The sequence below is a fragment of the Pseudomonas sp. ES3-33 genome (assembly GCF_000952175.1).
Lineage (GTDB): Bacteria > Pseudomonadota > Gammaproteobacteria > Pseudomonadales > Pseudomonadaceae > Aquipseudomonas > Aquipseudomonas gregormendelii.
Window position 1 is genome coordinate 16945 of the sequence record NZ_JZRI01000154.1, and the last position, 15317, is coordinate 32261.

The window sequence follows — 15317 nt, forward strand, 5'->3', positions numbered from 1 at the left end:
GCATTTGCGGCAGCGTTCGATGATGTGTTTCCAGTCCGTATTGCCCTGCTCCGTTTACGGTTCAACTGGAGATCGCCCCATGCTGCTGCCCCGCTTCGCCACCCTCTGCACGGGCCTGGGTCTTTGCGCCCTCGCCCAGGCGGCACCGACGCAATACCCCCTGACCGTGGAGAACTGCGGCAGCACGCTGACGTTCCAGCAGGCGCCGAGCCGAGCAGTAACCATCGGCCAGGCCGGCACGGAAATGCTCTATGCCATGGGATTGAGCAACCGGCTGGTGGGCACCTCGCTGTGGTTCAACGACGTGCTGGGCCGCTACAAGACCGAGAACGACAAGGTGCCGCGCCTGGCTGACAACGAGCCGAGCTTCGAGGCGGTGATTGGCAAGCGGCCACAGCTGGTGGCAGTGGAACTGGAGTGGATGGTCGGCCCGCAAGGCGCAGTCGGCACCCGCGAACAATTCCATGAGTTGCAGATTCCCACCTACCTGATGCCTTCCGACTGCGAAGCCAAGGACAACCTGGTGGGCGCCGACGGCACGCGGCTCGAAGCGTTTCGCATCGACAGCCTGTACAAGAGCGTCAGCCAGCTGGCGGCAATCTTCGATGTGCAGGCGCGTGGCGAGAAGTTGAACGCCGAGCTCAAGGCCAGCCTGGCGAAGTCCATTGCCATGGTGCAAAACAAGGACCTCAAGCACACCAGCGCGCTGTTCTGGTTCTCCAGCGCCAGCCTGGATATCGATCCCTATGTCGCCGGCCACAAGGGCATTCCCGATTTCATGCTCAACACCCTGGGCGTGCGCAACGTGGTGCAGTCCGACGAAGAATGGCCAACGGTGGGCTGGGAAACCATTGCCAAGGCCAACCCGACATTCCTGGTGATTGCCCGTATGGATCGGCGCCGCTTCCCGGCTGACGACCACGAAAAGAAACTGGCTTTCCTGCGCAGTGACCCGGTCACGCGCAACATGGACGCGGTGAAGAACAATCGCATCATCATCCTCGACGCCATGGCGATGCAGGCCAGCCTGCGGATGTTCGATGGCCTGGAAACACTGGCCACCGCCATCAACGGCTACGACTTGCCGAAATGACCGGGACGCTGATTCGCACGCTGCTGGCCTTCGTCACACTGCTGCTGGCGGTGATCGCCGGCGTGGCCATTGGTGAAACGCCGATCGAGCCGGGCGTGGTGTTCCAGGTATTGGCCAACAAATTGTGGGCAGCCGGTAATGTGCTCGACCCGATCGACGAAGGCATCGTCTGGAACTACCGCCTGACCCGGGCACTGGTGGCCGCGGCTTGCGGTGCAGGCCTGGCCACCTGTGGGGTGATCCTGCAATCACTGCTGCGCAATCCACTCGCCGATCCCTACCTGCTGGGTATCTCCGCCGGGGCTTCCACAGGGGCGGTTCTGGTGGCGTTGCTGGGGCTGGGCGCGGGGGCCATTTCGTTATCCGTCGGCGCTTTCGCCGGGGCTGTCGCAGCCTTCGTGCTGGTGATTTTGCTGGCGCGGGTCAGCGGATCGTCCAGCGGCACCGGGCAGATCATCCTGGCCGGCATTGCCGGCTCGCAACTGTTCAACGCGCTGACGGCGTTCCTGATCACCAAGTCCGCCAGTGCCGAACAGGCTCGCGGCATCCTGTTCTGGCTGCTGGGCAATCTCAGTGGCGTGCGCTGGCCGTCGGTGTGGTTATCGGTGCCCGTGGCCCTGCTCGGCCTGGCGGTGTGCCTGTGGCACCGGCGGGCGCTCGACGCGTTCACGTTCGGGGTCGATTCCGCAGCCTCCCTTGGTATCCCGGTGCGCCGGGTGCAGTTCATATTGGTGGGCAGCGCGGCGCTGGTGACGGCGGTAATGGTGTCGATCGTCGGCTCCATCGGTTTTGTCGGGCTGGTCATTCCCCATGCCGTGCGCCTGTTGCTGGGCACCCGTCACGCCCGCTTGCTGCCTGCCAGCGCGCTGGGTGGTGCGCTGTTCCTGATCGCGGCAGATGTGTTGTCGAGGACGTTGATCAAGGGCCAGGTGATTCCGGTCGGGGTCATCACCGCTCTGGTGGGCGCACCGGTGTTTGCGTTGATCCTGGTCGGGCGGAGGAATGCCCGATGAGCGGCGAAGCGTTGGTATTGAGCTGCGCCGGGCTGGGGTTCGATGTCCGCGATGTGCAGTTGTTGCACGACATCGATCTGCACATTCAACGCGGGGAAACGCTGGGCATCGTCGGGCCCAATGGCTCTGGTAAATCGACCTTGCTCAAGTTGCTCGCCGGGGTACGCGAGCCGTCCCGGGGCGAAGTGTTCCTGGGCGGCACACGCCTGGGCAAGCTGCCACGGCGAACGATTGCGCAAATCCTGGCGGTGGTTGAACAGCAGGCGACCACCGATGATGCCATCCGTGTGCTCGACGCCGTTGCCCTGGGGCGAACCCCCTGGCTGTCAGCGTTGCGCCCGTGGTCCCGGGAAGACGCACACATTGTCGAGCAGGCGTTGGTTGACGTCGATGCCGCGCACTTGAAAAACCGCACCTGGCGCAGCCTCTCCGGCGGGGAGCGCCAACGCGTGCATATCGCTCGCGCCCTGGCCCAGCGGCCGCAAATCCTGCTGCTGGATGAGCCCACCAATCACCTGGACATCCAGCATCAGCTGTCGATTTTGCAGGTGGTGCATGCCCTGCCCGTCACCACGGTGATCGCCCTGCACGATCTCAACCAGGCACTCACCTGTGACCGCCTGGCCGTGCTCGAACGCGGTCGGCTGGTGGCGCTGGGCGCCCCCGTGGAAGTGCTCACGCCCAAGCGCCTGCAAGACACGTTCGGCGTGCAGGCGCATTACCTGGTCGATCCGTTTGACGGGGCGCAGATCCTGCGTTTTCGCGGTGCGCCGGGTCTGTGAATCGCGCCAGTGCGGCAATATTGGCGCGATCGAGAAACCCGGTGATCTGCGACTCGGGGAAAATCACGATATCGGTACCTGGCGCACAGGCCGCAACGGCATCCGGGGTGCGCTGCAGGTTGTAGGCGACATCGCCATCGCGACCCGCCATCTGTATGAGTTCAAGCTTCATTGTCGGACCTTTGAGGTGAAATACGTCCCGGCCAGGAAACGAATGACTTTTGCCAGAGGCCAGGCAAGTATGCGTATCACCCGCCTACGAATACGCCTCCACCATCCACTTCACCCGAGCCAACGCCTGCCCAAGCGTATCAATGTCCACCGAGCCCAACGCCAGGCGAATTGCATGGGGCACATGCGCCGAAGTGGCAAACGGCTCGGCCGTCGAAACGGCAATATTCTCCTCCATCAACGCCTTGGTAATCTGGTCCGCCCGGGCATCTTCGCCCAGCGGCAACCACAGGAAATACGACGACGGATGCGTCACGCAGCGCAGCCCATCCAGCGCGCGCAACGCAACGATCTGCCTGGCCTGGGCGTCGGCCCGCTTCTCGGCTTCCAGTTGCATCACCGTGCCATCGTCCAGCCAGGCACAGGCAATCGCAGTCATCACCCCCGGGGTGTTCCAGGTGGTGGACCGGATAGCGCGCTCGATGGCGGCCACCTTGTCCAGAGGCGCGGCGACAAAACCGATGCGCAGGCCGGTGGCGATGCTCTTGGATAAACCGGACACATAGACGGTCCGCTCCGGCGCCAACGTAAACAGCGGTGGCGGCGGGTTTTCGGCGAGGAACGCGTAGGCTGCATCCTCGATTATCAGCAGCCCGTGCTTGCGCGAAATGGCCACCAATTGCTCACGTTGCGCGGCAGGCATCACCCAGCCCAAGGGATTGTGCAGCGTCGGCATGCTGTACACCGCCCGCACTCGCCGACTGCGGCAAAGTTTTTCCAGGGCCTCGAGATCCGGCGCGTCGGCGCCACCAGGAATCGGCGCGATTTCCAGGTGCAGCGCTTCGGCCAGCACCTTGAAGCCCGAATAGGTCAAGGCGTCTGCGGCGATCACGTCGCCCGGCTTGAGCAACGCCATCATCGTCACCGCCAGGCCATGCTGGGCGCCGCTGACCATCAGCACTTGATCGGCATCGACAGCCAGCCCGCGCGCGCCCAGGTGCCGCGCCACCGACGCACGCTCGTGCATGCGCCCCGCATGGGGTTGATAGCGCAACAGCGCCTCCAGGTCACCGCCGGCGGCCAACTGGCGCAATGCACTGCGCAGCATTTCGCCCTGTCCTGGCAGCGACGGATAGTTGAAGTTGAGATCGATCATGCCAGCGACGACTTCCTGCTGGTCGATGCCCAGGTTGGGCGGCAGCGAAGTCTCCCGGACAAAGGTGCCGCGCCCGGTTTCGCCACTCACCAGGCCCATGGCTTCGAGCTCGCCATACACCCGACTCGCGGTCACTAGCGCCAGACCTTCACGGGTGGCCAGTTGGCGGTGAGTCGGCAAGCGGGTGCCCGGCAGCAGGCGACCGGCACGGATATCGGCGGCAAAGGTATCCACCAGGGATTTGTAACGCGAGCGCGGCATGGGCGATGTATCCATGACAATTTTTTGATTGTTATTGATTCTCGACCCTAGGATGGCTTTCTGCAAATTTGAGTGTGACGAAATGGAACGTGCATCAAGCCTGCAAAATCCTGGCCGGGAAAAGTCCGCGAGCGGCTGGCTCAACGGTTTTATCGGAGTGCTGATCTTCAGCGGCTCGCTGCCCGCCACCCGCCTGGCCGTGCTGGAGTTCGATCCGGTGTTCCTCACGGTGGCCCGCGCCAGCATCGCCGGGTTGCTGGCGCTGTGCATGCTGTGGCTGTTCAGGGAACAGCGCCCGGCGCGGCATCAACTGCTGCCCCTGGCCATCGTCGCGTTGGGTGTTGTCCTGGGTTTCCCGTTGTTGACCGCCCTGGCTTTGCAATATGTGACATCTGCCCATTCGATCGTCTTCGTCGGCCTGCTGCCCCTGGCCACCGCGGTATTTGGCGTGCTGCGCGGCGGTGAACGTCCGCGACCGGTGTTCTGGTTGTTCTCGATTCTGGGCAGCCTGCTGGTAGTCGGCTTTGCTCTCTCCCAAGGCGTGACCGCCTCGCCCATCGGCGATTTATTGATGTTGGCGGCCATCCTCGCCTGCGGCCTCGGATATGCCGAAGGCGCAAAGCTGTCCAGGACCCTCGGTGGCTGGCAGGTAATCTGCTGGGCACTGGTGCTGTCGTTGCCGGTGATGGCGCCACTGGCCTGGTGGCTCGCGCCGCCGACCCTCTCGGGCATCACGCCCTCGGCGTGGGTGTGCCTGGGGTACGTGTCGATTTTCAGCATGCTGGTGGGTTTTGTGTTCTGGTATCGAGGACTGGCGCAGGGCGGTATCGCGGCAGTCGGCCAGTTGCAGTTGCTGCAGCCGTTTTTCGGCCTGGCTCTGGCAGCCACGCTGCTGCATGAGCAGGTCAGCCCTGGCATGCTGGTGGTGACGGTGGCGGTGATTTTATGTGTGGCCGGGGCGAAAAAGTTTTCCAGGTAGGATTAGGGCCAAGGCGATCCGTGATTTCATAGCACTTTGATTGGCAATTATTGAGGAAACATCGTGGTCACTTGTTATCTGAAGTACGTGCTTGATCCCTATCAGCTCAAAGCGTTCGAGTACTACGCGAAGTTATGGATTCCGCTGGTTGAAAAATTCGGCGGGCAGCATCACGGCTATTTTCTGCCTTCCGAGGGCGCCAACAATATCGCCATGGCGATGTTCACCTTCGCGAGCCTGGCGGAGTATGAGCGTTATCGCCAGGACTCGATGCAAGACCCGGAGTGCATCGCCGCCTTCAAGTACGCTGAGGAAACCAAGTGCATTCTCAGCTATGAGCGCAGTTTTTTCCGGCCGGTGTTTGGGGGTTAACTCAGGTTTTGCGTAAAAGCAATCCTGCTTCGACTGCCGAATCGATGATCGAGCTGGCAGGGACATTGATCCAGGTCGCCGCGTCAATGTCGCCTGCCCCCGCCAGCCACTGCTCCACTATCTGATAACCAAGGGTGTAGCCCAGCCATCTTGGATGAACTCCGGTGCCGAAGAACCTCGCGCTGTGGTCGTAGTACGTGGCGTCGAGGGCCTGGCGATCGGTCGGAGTGCGCAGCAGATCAGCGCGGTTTACCGCGCTCTCCCAGGGTTCTGCGGTGCTGCCGAGCAGATGCCGGACGAACTGTCCGGCCAAGCCCTCGCTGACCAATGCCTCGCCGAGGGTCCAGCCGTAGCCGGGACCCGCCATGCGCAGGCAGTGATGAACCTCATGGATGATCTGCCGGTGCAGCGTCCATGAGCCCATTCATCTATCCCTTCTATCGTTGTGGAGGCTAAGCTCAGCCAGCCAAGCGGCCAATCATATCCACCGGAAGCCACTCTGACCATGCGCCTGAGAACTGCAATTTTCGCCCTTCTGAACCTTGCCATGGTGGCCACGGCCAGCGCCAAGTCCCGGCCCGGGCACATGGTGTATTTGCGCACTATCGACCCGAGCATCGAGCAGGACATGCGCTACGCCAGCGCCCATAACTTCACCGGTCGCGCGCTTGAAGGGTATGGCGCCGCCGAGTGCCTGTTGTCCCTGGAGACCGCCCAGGCCCTGGCACGGGTGCAGTCATCCCTGCGCGCAGAAGGCTATGGCTTGAAGGTTTTCGACTGCTATCGTCCCAACCGCGCAGTGGCCGACATGGGACGCTTTGCTACAGAGCCCGGCGACCCGCGCAAGACCGAGTTTTACCCTCGGGTAGATAAGCAGGACTTCTGGCGACTGGGTTATGTGGCGCGGGTTTCTGGCCACTCCAAAGGCTCAACCGTCGACCTGACCCTGACCGGACCGCAAGCGCTGCCCGCCGCCAAATGGACGCCGGCGGCTTCGCAGGTAGACTGCACCGCGCCCGTTGACCAGCGGTGGCATGATGGTGCTGTCGACATGGGCACCGGTTTTGATTGTTTCGACGAGCGCGCCCACAGCGCCAGCGCCGCGATCAATGCCACGGCAAAATCCAATCGCCAGCGCCTCACCAGCGCGATGGAAAAGGCGGGCTTTTCCGGATATTCGAAGGAGTGGTGGCACTTCACCTACGCGGGTGAGGGGTCGAAAAAACAGGTGATGGATTTCCCGATCACCCCCCTGGGCGCTCGCGATCTGATCGACGCCAGCCAGCAGGTGATCGTGGTCACCAGCAAAAGCTGGGACGACACCCAGGGCAGCGCACAGCGCTATGAACGCGAGGGCAGCACCTTGCGCAAAGCCGGCGACGCCTTTGCGGTGGTAGTTGGCAAGCACGGGATGGCCTGGGGCAAGGGTTCGTTCGAACCCGGTGCAGGCCCGGTCAAACGTGAAGGCGACGGCAAGGCACCTGCCGGTGTATTCACCTTGGGCACGGCATTCGGTTTCGATCCAGACGCGCCGACAAAGCTGCCGTACCTGACGCTGACGCCATCCACTGAATGCGTGGATGACAGCCAATCCCCGCGCTACAACGAACTGGTCGACGGCGCCGCCATTGCCAAAGATTGGAACAGCTCCGAGCGCATGCGCAGCGAGGACGTGCTGTATCGCCAAGGCATCTTCATCGATCACAACACCCCGGCGACTCGCGGCGCAGGCTCGTGCATCTTCTTCCACATCTGGCGCAGCCCCAACTCGCCAACGGCGGGTTGCACGGCCATGGACACGGCGGACATCACCCGCTTGCTTGGCTGGCTGGACCCTCGGCAATTGCCACTGCTGGTGCAAATGCCCGAAGCGCAATACGAGCAGGTTCGCGCATCCTGGGGCCTGCCGGCACGCTGATTTCAGCGCTGCTGCAAATCGAGGCAGTAGGTGTAGTAACCGCTGTCGCGCACGTAACCCAGCGACTCATACAAGCGCTGGGCGTTGAGGTTGTCGGTCGCCGTTTCCAGCACCATGCCTTTGCCGCCAGACAACACCGCAAAGGAGCGTGCCGTATTCATCAGCAAAGTTCCGACTCCGCGACCGCGGGCATTGGCCGTGGTGAACAGGTCTCCAAGCAGCCATGTACGGTAGGCGTCGATGGAGGAAAAGGTCGGGAACAGCTGGACAAATCCCAGCGCCTCGCCTGTGTCGTCCTGGGCAAGGAAAATCACCGACTCATCCCGGGCGATGCGCTCGGCGATGAAAGCTCGCGACTGCGCCAGGTTGGAAGGTTGGCGGTAGAAAACGCGATAGGCGTCGAACAACGGAGCGATGAGGTCGAGGTGACTGGCGTCGGCGCGCAGGGCCTGGAGGGGCATGGCGGATTGTCTCCGTGGGGGTGGATTGGGGTATTGTTGGTAGGCAAGGATAGATCAAAAGATCGCAGCCTCGTTTTACTCGACAGCTCCTACAGCTCCCCCTCATCGCAATGGCGCAGGCCTGTGCGGAACTGGTGAGGCCCGAGACAGTGCACCTGGCAAGACGGGCCCCTCGACACCCTCGCGAGCAGCCCGCGAATCTAAAAATCCCTGCCCGCCACAGATACCCTGTAGGAGCTGCCGAGTGAAACGAGGCTGCGATCTTTTGATCTGGCCTTTCAGGGTCAAAAGATCGCAGCCTCGTTTCAAGGCAGGTCCTGCGAAGCGTCCCGCAACTCAGAATGTCTTGCTGACGCTCGCGACCACCGTGGCGGTGCACAGGTCACCATAGCCGTACCAGCTCGCGCACTCGCTTTGCGACAGGTCGGTGTCGATGTAGCTCAGGCCCCAGGTAACGCCGACGAACTCCCGGGTGAGCTTGGCTTCCCATTCGTAGTAGGCGTCGCGGTTGTCACCGCTGCCGGACCAGTAGGCCGGGTCCTTGACGTCGCCGCGACCCACGCGCAGGTCCAGCCCCGCGTCAGCCGGCAACTCGATCTTGTAGGCGAGGTAGGTGTAGAGCGTGTCCTGGTCTTCGCCAAACCCGTTGGGCGTGTCGTTGGAGTAGTAAACGCCGAGTTTCACCCCATAGACGTCGAGAATCCCGTACACCTCACTGAAATTGAACTGCCCCTCCTTCGGGTAACTGTACTTGAGATAACCGAGGTCCAGGCTGATGGCGTCGCTCGCCTGCCAGTAGTAACCGGCGTAGTACTCGAGCTCCTGGCGGGTCTTGAACGGGCCGCCGAAATCCACGTTGGAAGTCCAGGCGCCGACATACAGGCCGCTGCTATGCACCAGCGTGGCGCCGGCCTGGATCGCCGGATCACCCAATGTCTGAGAAATCCCCCGGGTACGGTAGTCGCTGAGCGCGGCCAGGCTCATGTCCAGGCTGAAATTGTCGTCAAGGGCCATGGCCTGGGAGGTCAAGGGTGCCAGAGCCAGGCTGGCAAGGGTGAGCAATGCGCGCGGGTTCATACGAATCTCTTGTTTTTATGAGTGGCAGGAATATCGGGCGTGCGGCTGCCGAGCCCCTCGCGGTGCGAGGGGCCAGACGGTTTTTTCAGGGGTGGTGAAGGAGCGGTCAGGACGCCGGGGTGTAGACTTCTTTGCCGGCGAAGAAGGTTTTCAACACCTGGGTGTCGAACAATTCTTCGTCGCTGACCTTGAATACGTCGCGGTCGAGAATGATCAGGTCGGCCTGTTTGCCGGGTAACAGCGAGCCGATCTGTTTCTCCAGACGCAAGGCTTTGGCGGCGTTGATCGTGTAGGCATAAAACATGCTTTGCCGATCGATGCTTTCATTGGCATTCAACACGCCCAGCGGACCTTTTCGGGTACTGGCCTGGGCGATGGCATTCCACGGATTAGGGCTGGATACCGGCCAGTCACTGCCGCCGGCGATCAGCGCCCCTGCGTTATGCAACGACCTCGCTGGGTACTGGTAGCCGTAGGCAAAAGCGCTGATGTACGGCTTGACCAGTTCCACGGTATAGCTCTCACCCGTGGCCCACAGTAATTGCATGGAAGCGATCACTCCCAGTTGCTTGAAGCGCGTAAATTCCTTGGGGTTGACCAGTTGCAGGTGGCTGATGCTGTGCGGCATGGGGGTCGGGTTGAGCTTACGCGCATATTCAAACGCATTAAGCGATTCGCGCACCGCGCGGTCCCCGACGGCATGCATGTGCACGATCCAGTCGCGCTGCTCTGCGGCCACCACCAACTCGCCGAAGTGGGCGGGATCAATCAGCAGTTGACCGTCTTTGCCACTGTTCTTGAACGGCACGATCACTGCAGCCGTCTGGCCAGGGAACTCCAGCACGCCATCGGCAAAGACCTTGAGGCCCGGAAATGTCAGGTTGGGCACGCCGGCGAATTTCTGCACGACCTTGTCCAGCACTGCCAGGTCGGCCGGTTTGCTCCTGGGATTGGTCAGCAGTAACGCCGCTACATGCGCCGTGAGTTCGCCTTGTTGCGCCAGTTCGCGGTACAGCGGCAGCACGCCGTAGCTCTGCTCGGTGGCATTGAAATCGAACAGCGAGTCACCGCTGCCGGCGTTCGCCGCAGCGTCCATCCAGGCGGTAACGCCGTATTGATTATTGACCCTGACAGCTTCCCGCGCCGCCTTCAGCATGACCTGCTGGCTGGGTGGCGGAATCTGGCTGCGGACCAGGTCCCAGCGCGATTCGGCAAAGTAACCGGTGGGGGTGAAATCCTTCTCGTGTCCCACGTAGCTGCGCTCGGATTCCGACAGGCTCTTCACGAGTGCGGCGTCGATCTTCAGGCGCTTGAGCATGGCGTTGTTGGCCCAGCCGGTATGCCCGTCGATCCCACTGAGCACCAATGGCTGATCAGCCCAGCGGCCCTGATTGAAGCGCTGGCCGAGCTGCCGGCTGTTCTCCCAATAGGCCGAACTCACCCCGGCGATGCTGATCACATCACCGGCCCGGGCGCGTCCGGCCCGGTCCTGCTCGATGATCCATTGCTCAAGCTCCGGCAACGGTTTGACCTCGTCCAGCAACGTGGCGCCCATGCTGTCGAACGCAGCCACCACCGGGTGGCTGTGGCTGTCGATCATGCCGGGCATCAACACCTTGCCCCCCAGGTCGATGCGCCGGGTGCGCTCATCGGCCAGGGCATTGATCTGGGCATCGGTGCCCACCTGAAGAATCTTGCCGTCTTGCACGGCCACGGCCTGCACCAGGCCCTGACCTGGTTCGGCGGTGAATACTTTGCCGTTGAACAACACCAGGTCGGCGGCAGCCATCGCTTGCAGCGAGGTCATAGCCAGCGAGGCGGCCAACAGGTTGGGGAGAAATCGTTGCATGGGAATGCTCTCTGGTTTTTTTTATTGAGCGGTCGGAGTGACTGAAGCCTGTGAAGCCTGGGGCAACGCTTGCGGGTCAAGGCCCACAAACGGCGCCTTGGCCCACACCACCTTGCCGCCGACGACAGTCAACAGCACTTCATTGCGGCCCAGTTCTGCTTCCGGCACCTGCATGAAGTTTCTCTTCAGGACGATCAGGTCGGCGAACTTGCCGACTTCAAGCGAGCCGGTGACGGCCTCCAGCTTCAGCTGTTGGGCGGCATTCAAGGTGATGGCCCGCAGCACTTCGCTGCGCGACAGCGCCGGGTCGCCATTGAGTTTGCCGGCATACTCGGGCCCATAGCTGTGGGGGTTCAGCGGATCGCCGGCGCGGGTCACGCCAATTTTCAGCGCGAGGAACTCGTCGAGCGGATCGACCGGCCAGTCGCTACCATAGGCAATGCGCCCACCGGCGTTGGCAATGCTGCCCGACGGTTCCATGCGGGCAAAACGTGCCGACCCCAAATGTTCGTGGGTGCCGTCAATGGTGGACGGCGCCTGCTGGGCCCACTGAAAGGACATGGTTGCCGTCACATCGAGCGCCTTGAAGCGCGGGTAGTCGGCGGGGTCCACCGATTCTGCGTGGGCGATGGCAGGCCGAAAGTCGCTGCCAGGCAGCTGACGGCGCACGTATTCGACACTGTCGAGCGAGGCGCGCACTGCCCGTTCGCCGGTAGCATGCAGATGTGGATCAAGTCCGGCCTGGACAGCCCTGAGCAACAGCGGGTTGAGCGTCTGAGGCGGGAAATATAACTCGCCGAGATTCTTGCCGGGCGTCCACTTGGGGGCCTTCTCGGTCCCGCTGTTTTGCAGATAGGGCGTCAGCATCGCGCCGGTGTCCGCAGGCGCATTGATGATCCCGTCCATGAACAATTTGACGTGACGCATGCTCACACCAGGAGCCGGTAGCGCGTCGCCCTGGTCATAGGTGGCGGCCAGGGCCTTCGCTTCGGCGATGGTCTTTGCCGGGTCCGCTGCTGCGGCGGCCGGGTCCAGTTTGATGGCCAACAGTGCTCGGGAAGTCAGCTCGCCCGACTGCTGCAGCTGAGTGAATGCCTTGGCGCTTTCAGCACCGGACAAGGCATCGAAGAAACTGGTGATGCCTTGCTGGCGCATGGCGTCGAGTGCGGCGCGAGTCTGAATCAACTTCTGTGCATCGCTGGCGGGAGGCACTACGGCGGCCATCGATTCGGCGGCGCCGTCTTCGCAGATGCCAGTGGGATTGCCCGCGCTGTCACGGGCGAACTTGCCGTCGCCGGGATCAACGGTGTGCTTATCGATGCCGGCGAGCGCCAGGCCGCGTGAATTCACCAGCACGGTATGGAAATCGCTGGAGCGTACCTGGATGGGACGTTTGGTCCTGAGGGCGTCCAGCGTCGACTTGTCCGGGTCGCCATCGAGCCCGTCCATGCCCATGCGGTCCCAGCTACCGACTTCCAGCCAGACATCCGGCCCTTTGTCCGGCTCGGCATCCAGGCACGCCTGAATCCGTTCCTGGAATACTTTGCGGGTCATGGTCTGGTATTTCAGATCGCACAAAGTCATCGCCCGACCACCGTCACCCGGGTGCATGTGCGCGTCGATGAAACCGGGCATCAGCATGCGCCCGCCCAGGTCGAGCTGCCGGGTCTGCGGACCGACAAAGGCGGCCACCCCAGCCTCGCTGCCGACGTAGACGATCTTGCCGGCCGTTACCGCAATTGCCTGCTGCACGGAATTCTGGCCATCGACGGTATAGACATAACCGTTGCGCATGACCATGTCGGCGGCGTTGGAACCTTGGGTCTGACACCCCACCAGCGACATGAAGGAAAATGCCGTCGCCGTCGTCACTGCGATAACCAGCCTGGAGAATTTCACGTGTCTCACCTCTGTTTTTATAGTTTTTAAAGCGCCCGATCAGACTGCCGTGCTCGCCCCGTAGTGCAGGAGCTACCCTATAGGGCGCGGCGTTTGAATGGACCTCTACAAATGAGGAGGGTGAGGAAAATACTTGTGGATGCAGCGCGCCGCAGAAGAATCTGTTATCCGGATTTGGCCAGAGGGTTCGCAGAGGGGGAGCGCAGTGCCGACCCCAGTTCGACCTTGCTTTTCACCCCAAGCTGCACATAGCAGTTGCGCAGGTAAGTGCGCACGGTGGCCGGGCTCAAGGCGAGGATTTTGGCGATTTCCTTGTAGGAATGGCCGGCGGCAAACAGCATCGCTGCGGTGCGCTCCCGGGGTGCGAGCATCACCCCGCGTGACAGGGTTTCCAGGGACAGGATCACATGCTCGCCGTTAGGCGAGAGTGTCAGGGCACAGCGTCCCAGGCGCATCACGCACGGCGCTTTGGCTAACTGGACAATCACCTCGGGCGGCAGCGTCGAACCGTCCCACTGCGGCAATTCGCGCTGGATGGCCACACCCAGGGCAGCGCCGATATACAGCAGGCTGCCATCCATGCGGGCCACGCCGAAGTCGCTTGCCCCATTCCCCGTGTCGACGCGAATCATGTCCTGCACCTGGAACCGCCACAACTGCAGCAGATGATCGCAGAAGGCGCTGAACAAACCGGCCGCGTCTTGTTCGAACGCGCACTCATGCTGGCCGCGATACAGGCACACGAAGAACATTAGTCCGCTTTCGGGCAGCTCAAAGGTGATGCACATCGCATGGAACAGATCGTGGCGCCGGGCAAAGGCACTCACGCCTTCGTCCAGATCGTCATAACCGCTGTCGCGCACCACGGTGCCGGGCTTGCTTAAAGTGTCATGGGAAAAACTGTCCGCATCGGCGCCCTTGTGCCATTCCACGGCAAAGGATTCAGGCAGGTCGATCCGCCCGTGCATCCAGCTTTTCGGAGGAATATTGACGCCCGACACTGACATCTCCCCCCACCAGGCCGACGCAAAGGGCACCAGTGAACGAAACGCCTGCAGGCCATCTTCGATGAAGCGGGTTGAGCGATGATCCCGGGCCAGCCGACCCAGTTCCAGCACGCAAAGATTGAACGCCTTTAGCGTTGCCATCGATACCTTGGTGCCGACCTGGTCCCCCTCCTCCATTGGTTCTTATCCTGATCATTACACGACGTATTAATTTGACGATGCCATAGGCGTGCCGGTGCGTCCAGTTCATGACCCGCTGACGTAGGCTAAGGGCTTGCGCCCACGGCCTGAGCGTGCCGATCTTGCTGGCGGTTTCGCGCAAAGGCATCACGATCAGGTCGCCGAGCGTGTGGTAACGCTCAACGCCCTGGCCGGCGAGGCCGAACTGCAGCGACTCAGGCTTGGACGTGGTGACGTAGAGCGTGCCAAACATCCAGTCCCACAGGGACAGGTTGACGCCAAAATTCCTGTCGAAGTGGCGCGGCGCATCGCTGTGATGGATCTGGTGCTGTGCCGGGCTGTTGAGCACATGCTCGATGGCCGGGCCGAACGATAACCACACGTGGCTGTGGCGCAGGTTCGCCGCCAGCCCGTTGAGGATGAACACCAGGTAGGTCACGCCGAACAGGGTGTAGCGGCTGATCTCGCCGCCACAGGCATACCAGAACACACCGGCATAGGCACCGACGATCACGCTGATGGAGAGCTTTTCCACCACCTTCTCCAGGAAATGCACGCGGCTGGCTGTCGCCGGTACCAATACCTGTGCCGAATGGTGGACCTTGTGGAACGCCCAGAGCCAGCGCGTATGAAAGGCGCGGTGGGTCCAGTAATGGGTGAAGTCTCGCGCCAGGAAAACCCCCAGTCCGTACAGCAATGAAAGGCCGAGGTGTTGCTGCACTTGCACGCGAGCCCCCCACAGGTTGGTGAAAAAACCAACGTAGTCGGCCGAGCGCAGGATGTGCGGGTCAACGATGCCGACGATGGGCAGCACCAGCGCGACCTTAAGGATGGCGCGCACAAAGTAGTAGCGGTAATCCAGTAACGCAGAGGGGTGAAAATGCACCTTGCCGGCGCCGATGAATTGCCAGAACGATGAAGCATCAGTCAAACCGCGACGCCTGCGGTAACGAAAAAGGCTGTAGGCGACCGAGTAGGACACGCCAAGGAACAACAGGCCAAAGCGGCCATTGAGGTCGAAGATGCCAACGAACTCGTGGGCGACCGGCTCGATCACCCACGCCATCAGGTAGCCAGAGAGAAGCGCGAAAACTTCCAC

The 15317-nt window shown here is 62.0% G+C and carries 13 protein-coding genes and 1 pseudogene; 6 read left to right on the plus strand and 8 right to left on the minus strand.

The genetic code is table 11. From position 1 onward, the window contains the following. The first annotated feature begins 79 nt into the window (after positions 1-79). From UB23_RS26285 to UB23_RS26295, 3 genes are read left to right on the plus strand one after another with little or no spacing between them, the layout of a single operon-like run. On the plus strand, positions 80-1093 hold the full coding sequence (locus tag UB23_RS26285; protein WP_045062213.1) for an ABC transporter substrate-binding protein: 1014 nt from the start codon (positions 80-82) through the stop codon (positions 1091-1093). After that, positions 1090-2106: a FecCD family ABC transporter permease gene (locus UB23_RS26290; RefSeq protein WP_045062216.1), complete on the plus strand. Its 1017-nt coding sequence runs from the start codon at positions 1090-1092 to the stop codon at positions 2104-2106. Before UB23_RS26285 ends, UB23_RS26290 begins: the two co-directional genes overlap by 4 nt. Next, a complete protein-coding gene (locus UB23_RS26295) occupies positions 2103-2888 on the plus strand; it encodes an ABC transporter ATP-binding protein (RefSeq protein ID WP_045062218.1) in 786 nt (261 codons plus the stop codon). The genes UB23_RS26290 and UB23_RS26295 overlap by 4 nt, the downstream gene beginning before the upstream one ends. A 256-nt stretch (positions 2889-3144) precedes the next feature. Here UB23_RS26295 and UB23_RS26300 read toward each other — a convergent pair whose 3' ends face one another. Further along, positions 3145-4476, minus strand: coding sequence for an aminotransferase-like domain-containing protein (locus tag UB23_RS26300; protein WP_045062220.1), 1332 nt, complete (start codon positions 4474-4476; stop codon positions 3145-3147). Between the two features lie 82 nt (positions 4477-4558). On the opposite strand from UB23_RS26300, the gene UB23_RS26305 reads away from it, so the two are divergent. Both UB23_RS26305 and UB23_RS26310 read left to right on the plus strand, forming a co-directional pair. Then, a complete protein-coding gene (locus UB23_RS26305; RefSeq protein WP_045062341.1) occupies positions 4559-5455 on the plus strand; it encodes a DMT family transporter in 897 nt (298 codons plus the stop codon). Positions 5456-5518: 63 nt separating this feature from the next. Continuing rightward, positions 5519-5827: an NIPSNAP family protein gene (locus UB23_RS26310; RefSeq protein WP_045062221.1), complete on the plus strand. Its 309-nt coding sequence runs from the start codon at positions 5519-5521 to the stop codon at positions 5825-5827. A gap of 1 nt (position 5828) precedes the next feature. Here the strand turns inward: UB23_RS26310 and UB23_RS26315 are convergent, their stop codons facing one another. Beyond that, the gene (locus UB23_RS26315) at positions 5829-6251 is read right to left on the minus strand and encodes a DUF2268 domain-containing putative Zn-dependent protease (protein WP_045062222.1); all 423 of its coding nucleotides are present in this window, start codon (positions 6249-6251) and stop codon (positions 5829-5831) included. A gap of 81 nt (positions 6252-6332) precedes the next feature. Here UB23_RS26315 and UB23_RS26320 point away from each other — a divergent pair, with 81 nt between their 5' ends. Beyond that, positions 6333-7745, plus strand: coding sequence for a M15 family metallopeptidase (locus UB23_RS26320; protein WP_045062223.1), 1413 nt, complete (start codon positions 6333-6335; stop codon positions 7743-7745). 2 nt (positions 7746-7747) lie between these two features. On the opposite strand, the gene UB23_RS26325 is transcribed toward UB23_RS26320, so the two are convergent. The 6 genes and pseudogenes from UB23_RS26325 to UB23_RS26350 all read right to left on the minus strand — a co-directional run. Then, a complete protein-coding gene (locus UB23_RS26325; RefSeq protein WP_045062225.1) occupies positions 7748-8206 on the minus strand; it encodes a GNAT family N-acetyltransferase in 459 nt (152 codons plus the stop codon). A gap of 336 nt (positions 8207-8542) precedes the next feature. After that, positions 8543-9283, minus strand: coding sequence for a TorF family putative porin (locus tag UB23_RS26330; protein ID WP_045062227.1), 741 nt, complete (start codon positions 9281-9283; stop codon positions 8543-8545). Positions 9284-9389: 106 nt separating this feature from the next. Next, positions 9390-11132 (minus strand): amidohydrolase, encoded by a 1743-nt coding sequence (locus UB23_RS26335; protein ID WP_045062229.1) that lies wholly within the window; start codon positions 11130-11132, stop codon positions 9390-9392. Positions 11133-11153: 21 nt separating this feature from the next. Beyond that, positions 11154-13031 (minus strand): amidohydrolase, encoded by a 1878-nt coding sequence (locus tag UB23_RS26340; RefSeq protein ID WP_045062231.1) that lies wholly within the window; start codon positions 13029-13031, stop codon positions 11154-11156. A 164-nt stretch (positions 13032-13195) separates the two neighbouring features. After that, positions 13196-14215, minus strand: coding sequence for a helix-turn-helix transcriptional regulator (locus UB23_RS26345; RefSeq protein WP_045062233.1), 1020 nt, complete (start codon positions 14213-14215; stop codon positions 13196-13198). Between the two features lie 109 nt (positions 14216-14324). Then, positions 14325-15317: pseudogene (locus UB23_RS26350) on the minus strand (sterol desaturase family protein); the annotation flags it as partial.

What these genes read in the sequence shown, in the direction of transcription:
- UB23_RS26285 (WP_045062213.1), top strand. Translation starts at nt 80, where the DNA reads ATGCTGCTGCCCCGCTTCGCCACCCTCTGCACGGGCCTGGGTCTTTGC.
- UB23_RS26290 (WP_045062216.1), top strand. Translation starts at nt 1,090, where the DNA reads ATGACCGGGACGCTGATTCGCACGCTGCTGGCCTTCGTCACACTGCTG.
- UB23_RS26295 (WP_045062218.1), top strand. Translation starts at nt 2,103, where the DNA reads ATGAGCGGCGAAGCGTTGGTATTGAGCTGCGCCGGGCTGGGGTTCGAT.
- UB23_RS26300 (WP_045062220.1), bottom strand. Translation starts at nt 4,476, where the DNA reads ATGCCGCGCTCGCGTTACAAATCCCTGGTGGATACCTTTGCCGCCGAT.
- UB23_RS26305 (WP_045062341.1), top strand. Translation starts at nt 4,559, where the DNA reads ATGGAACGTGCATCAAGCCTGCAAAATCCTGGCCGGGAAAAGTCCGCG.
- UB23_RS26315 (WP_045062222.1), bottom strand. Translation starts at nt 6,251, where the DNA reads ATGGGCTCATGGACGCTGCACCGGCAGATCATCCATGAGGTTCATCAC.
- UB23_RS26320 (WP_045062223.1), top strand. Translation starts at nt 6,333, where the DNA reads ATGCGCCTGAGAACTGCAATTTTCGCCCTTCTGAACCTTGCCATGGTG.
- UB23_RS26325 (WP_045062225.1), bottom strand. Translation starts at nt 8,206, where the DNA reads ATGCCCCTCCAGGCCCTGCGCGCCGACGCCAGTCACCTCGACCTCATC.
- UB23_RS26330 (WP_045062227.1), bottom strand. Translation starts at nt 9,283, where the DNA reads ATGAACCCGCGCGCATTGCTCACCCTTGCCAGCCTGGCTCTGGCACCC.
- UB23_RS26335 (WP_045062229.1), bottom strand. Translation starts at nt 11,132, where the DNA reads ATGCAACGATTTCTCCCCAACCTGTTGGCCGCCTCGCTGGCTATGACC.
- UB23_RS26345 (WP_045062233.1), bottom strand. Translation starts at nt 14,215, where the DNA reads ATGGAGGAGGGGGACCAGGTCGGCACCAAGGTATCGATGGCAACGCTA.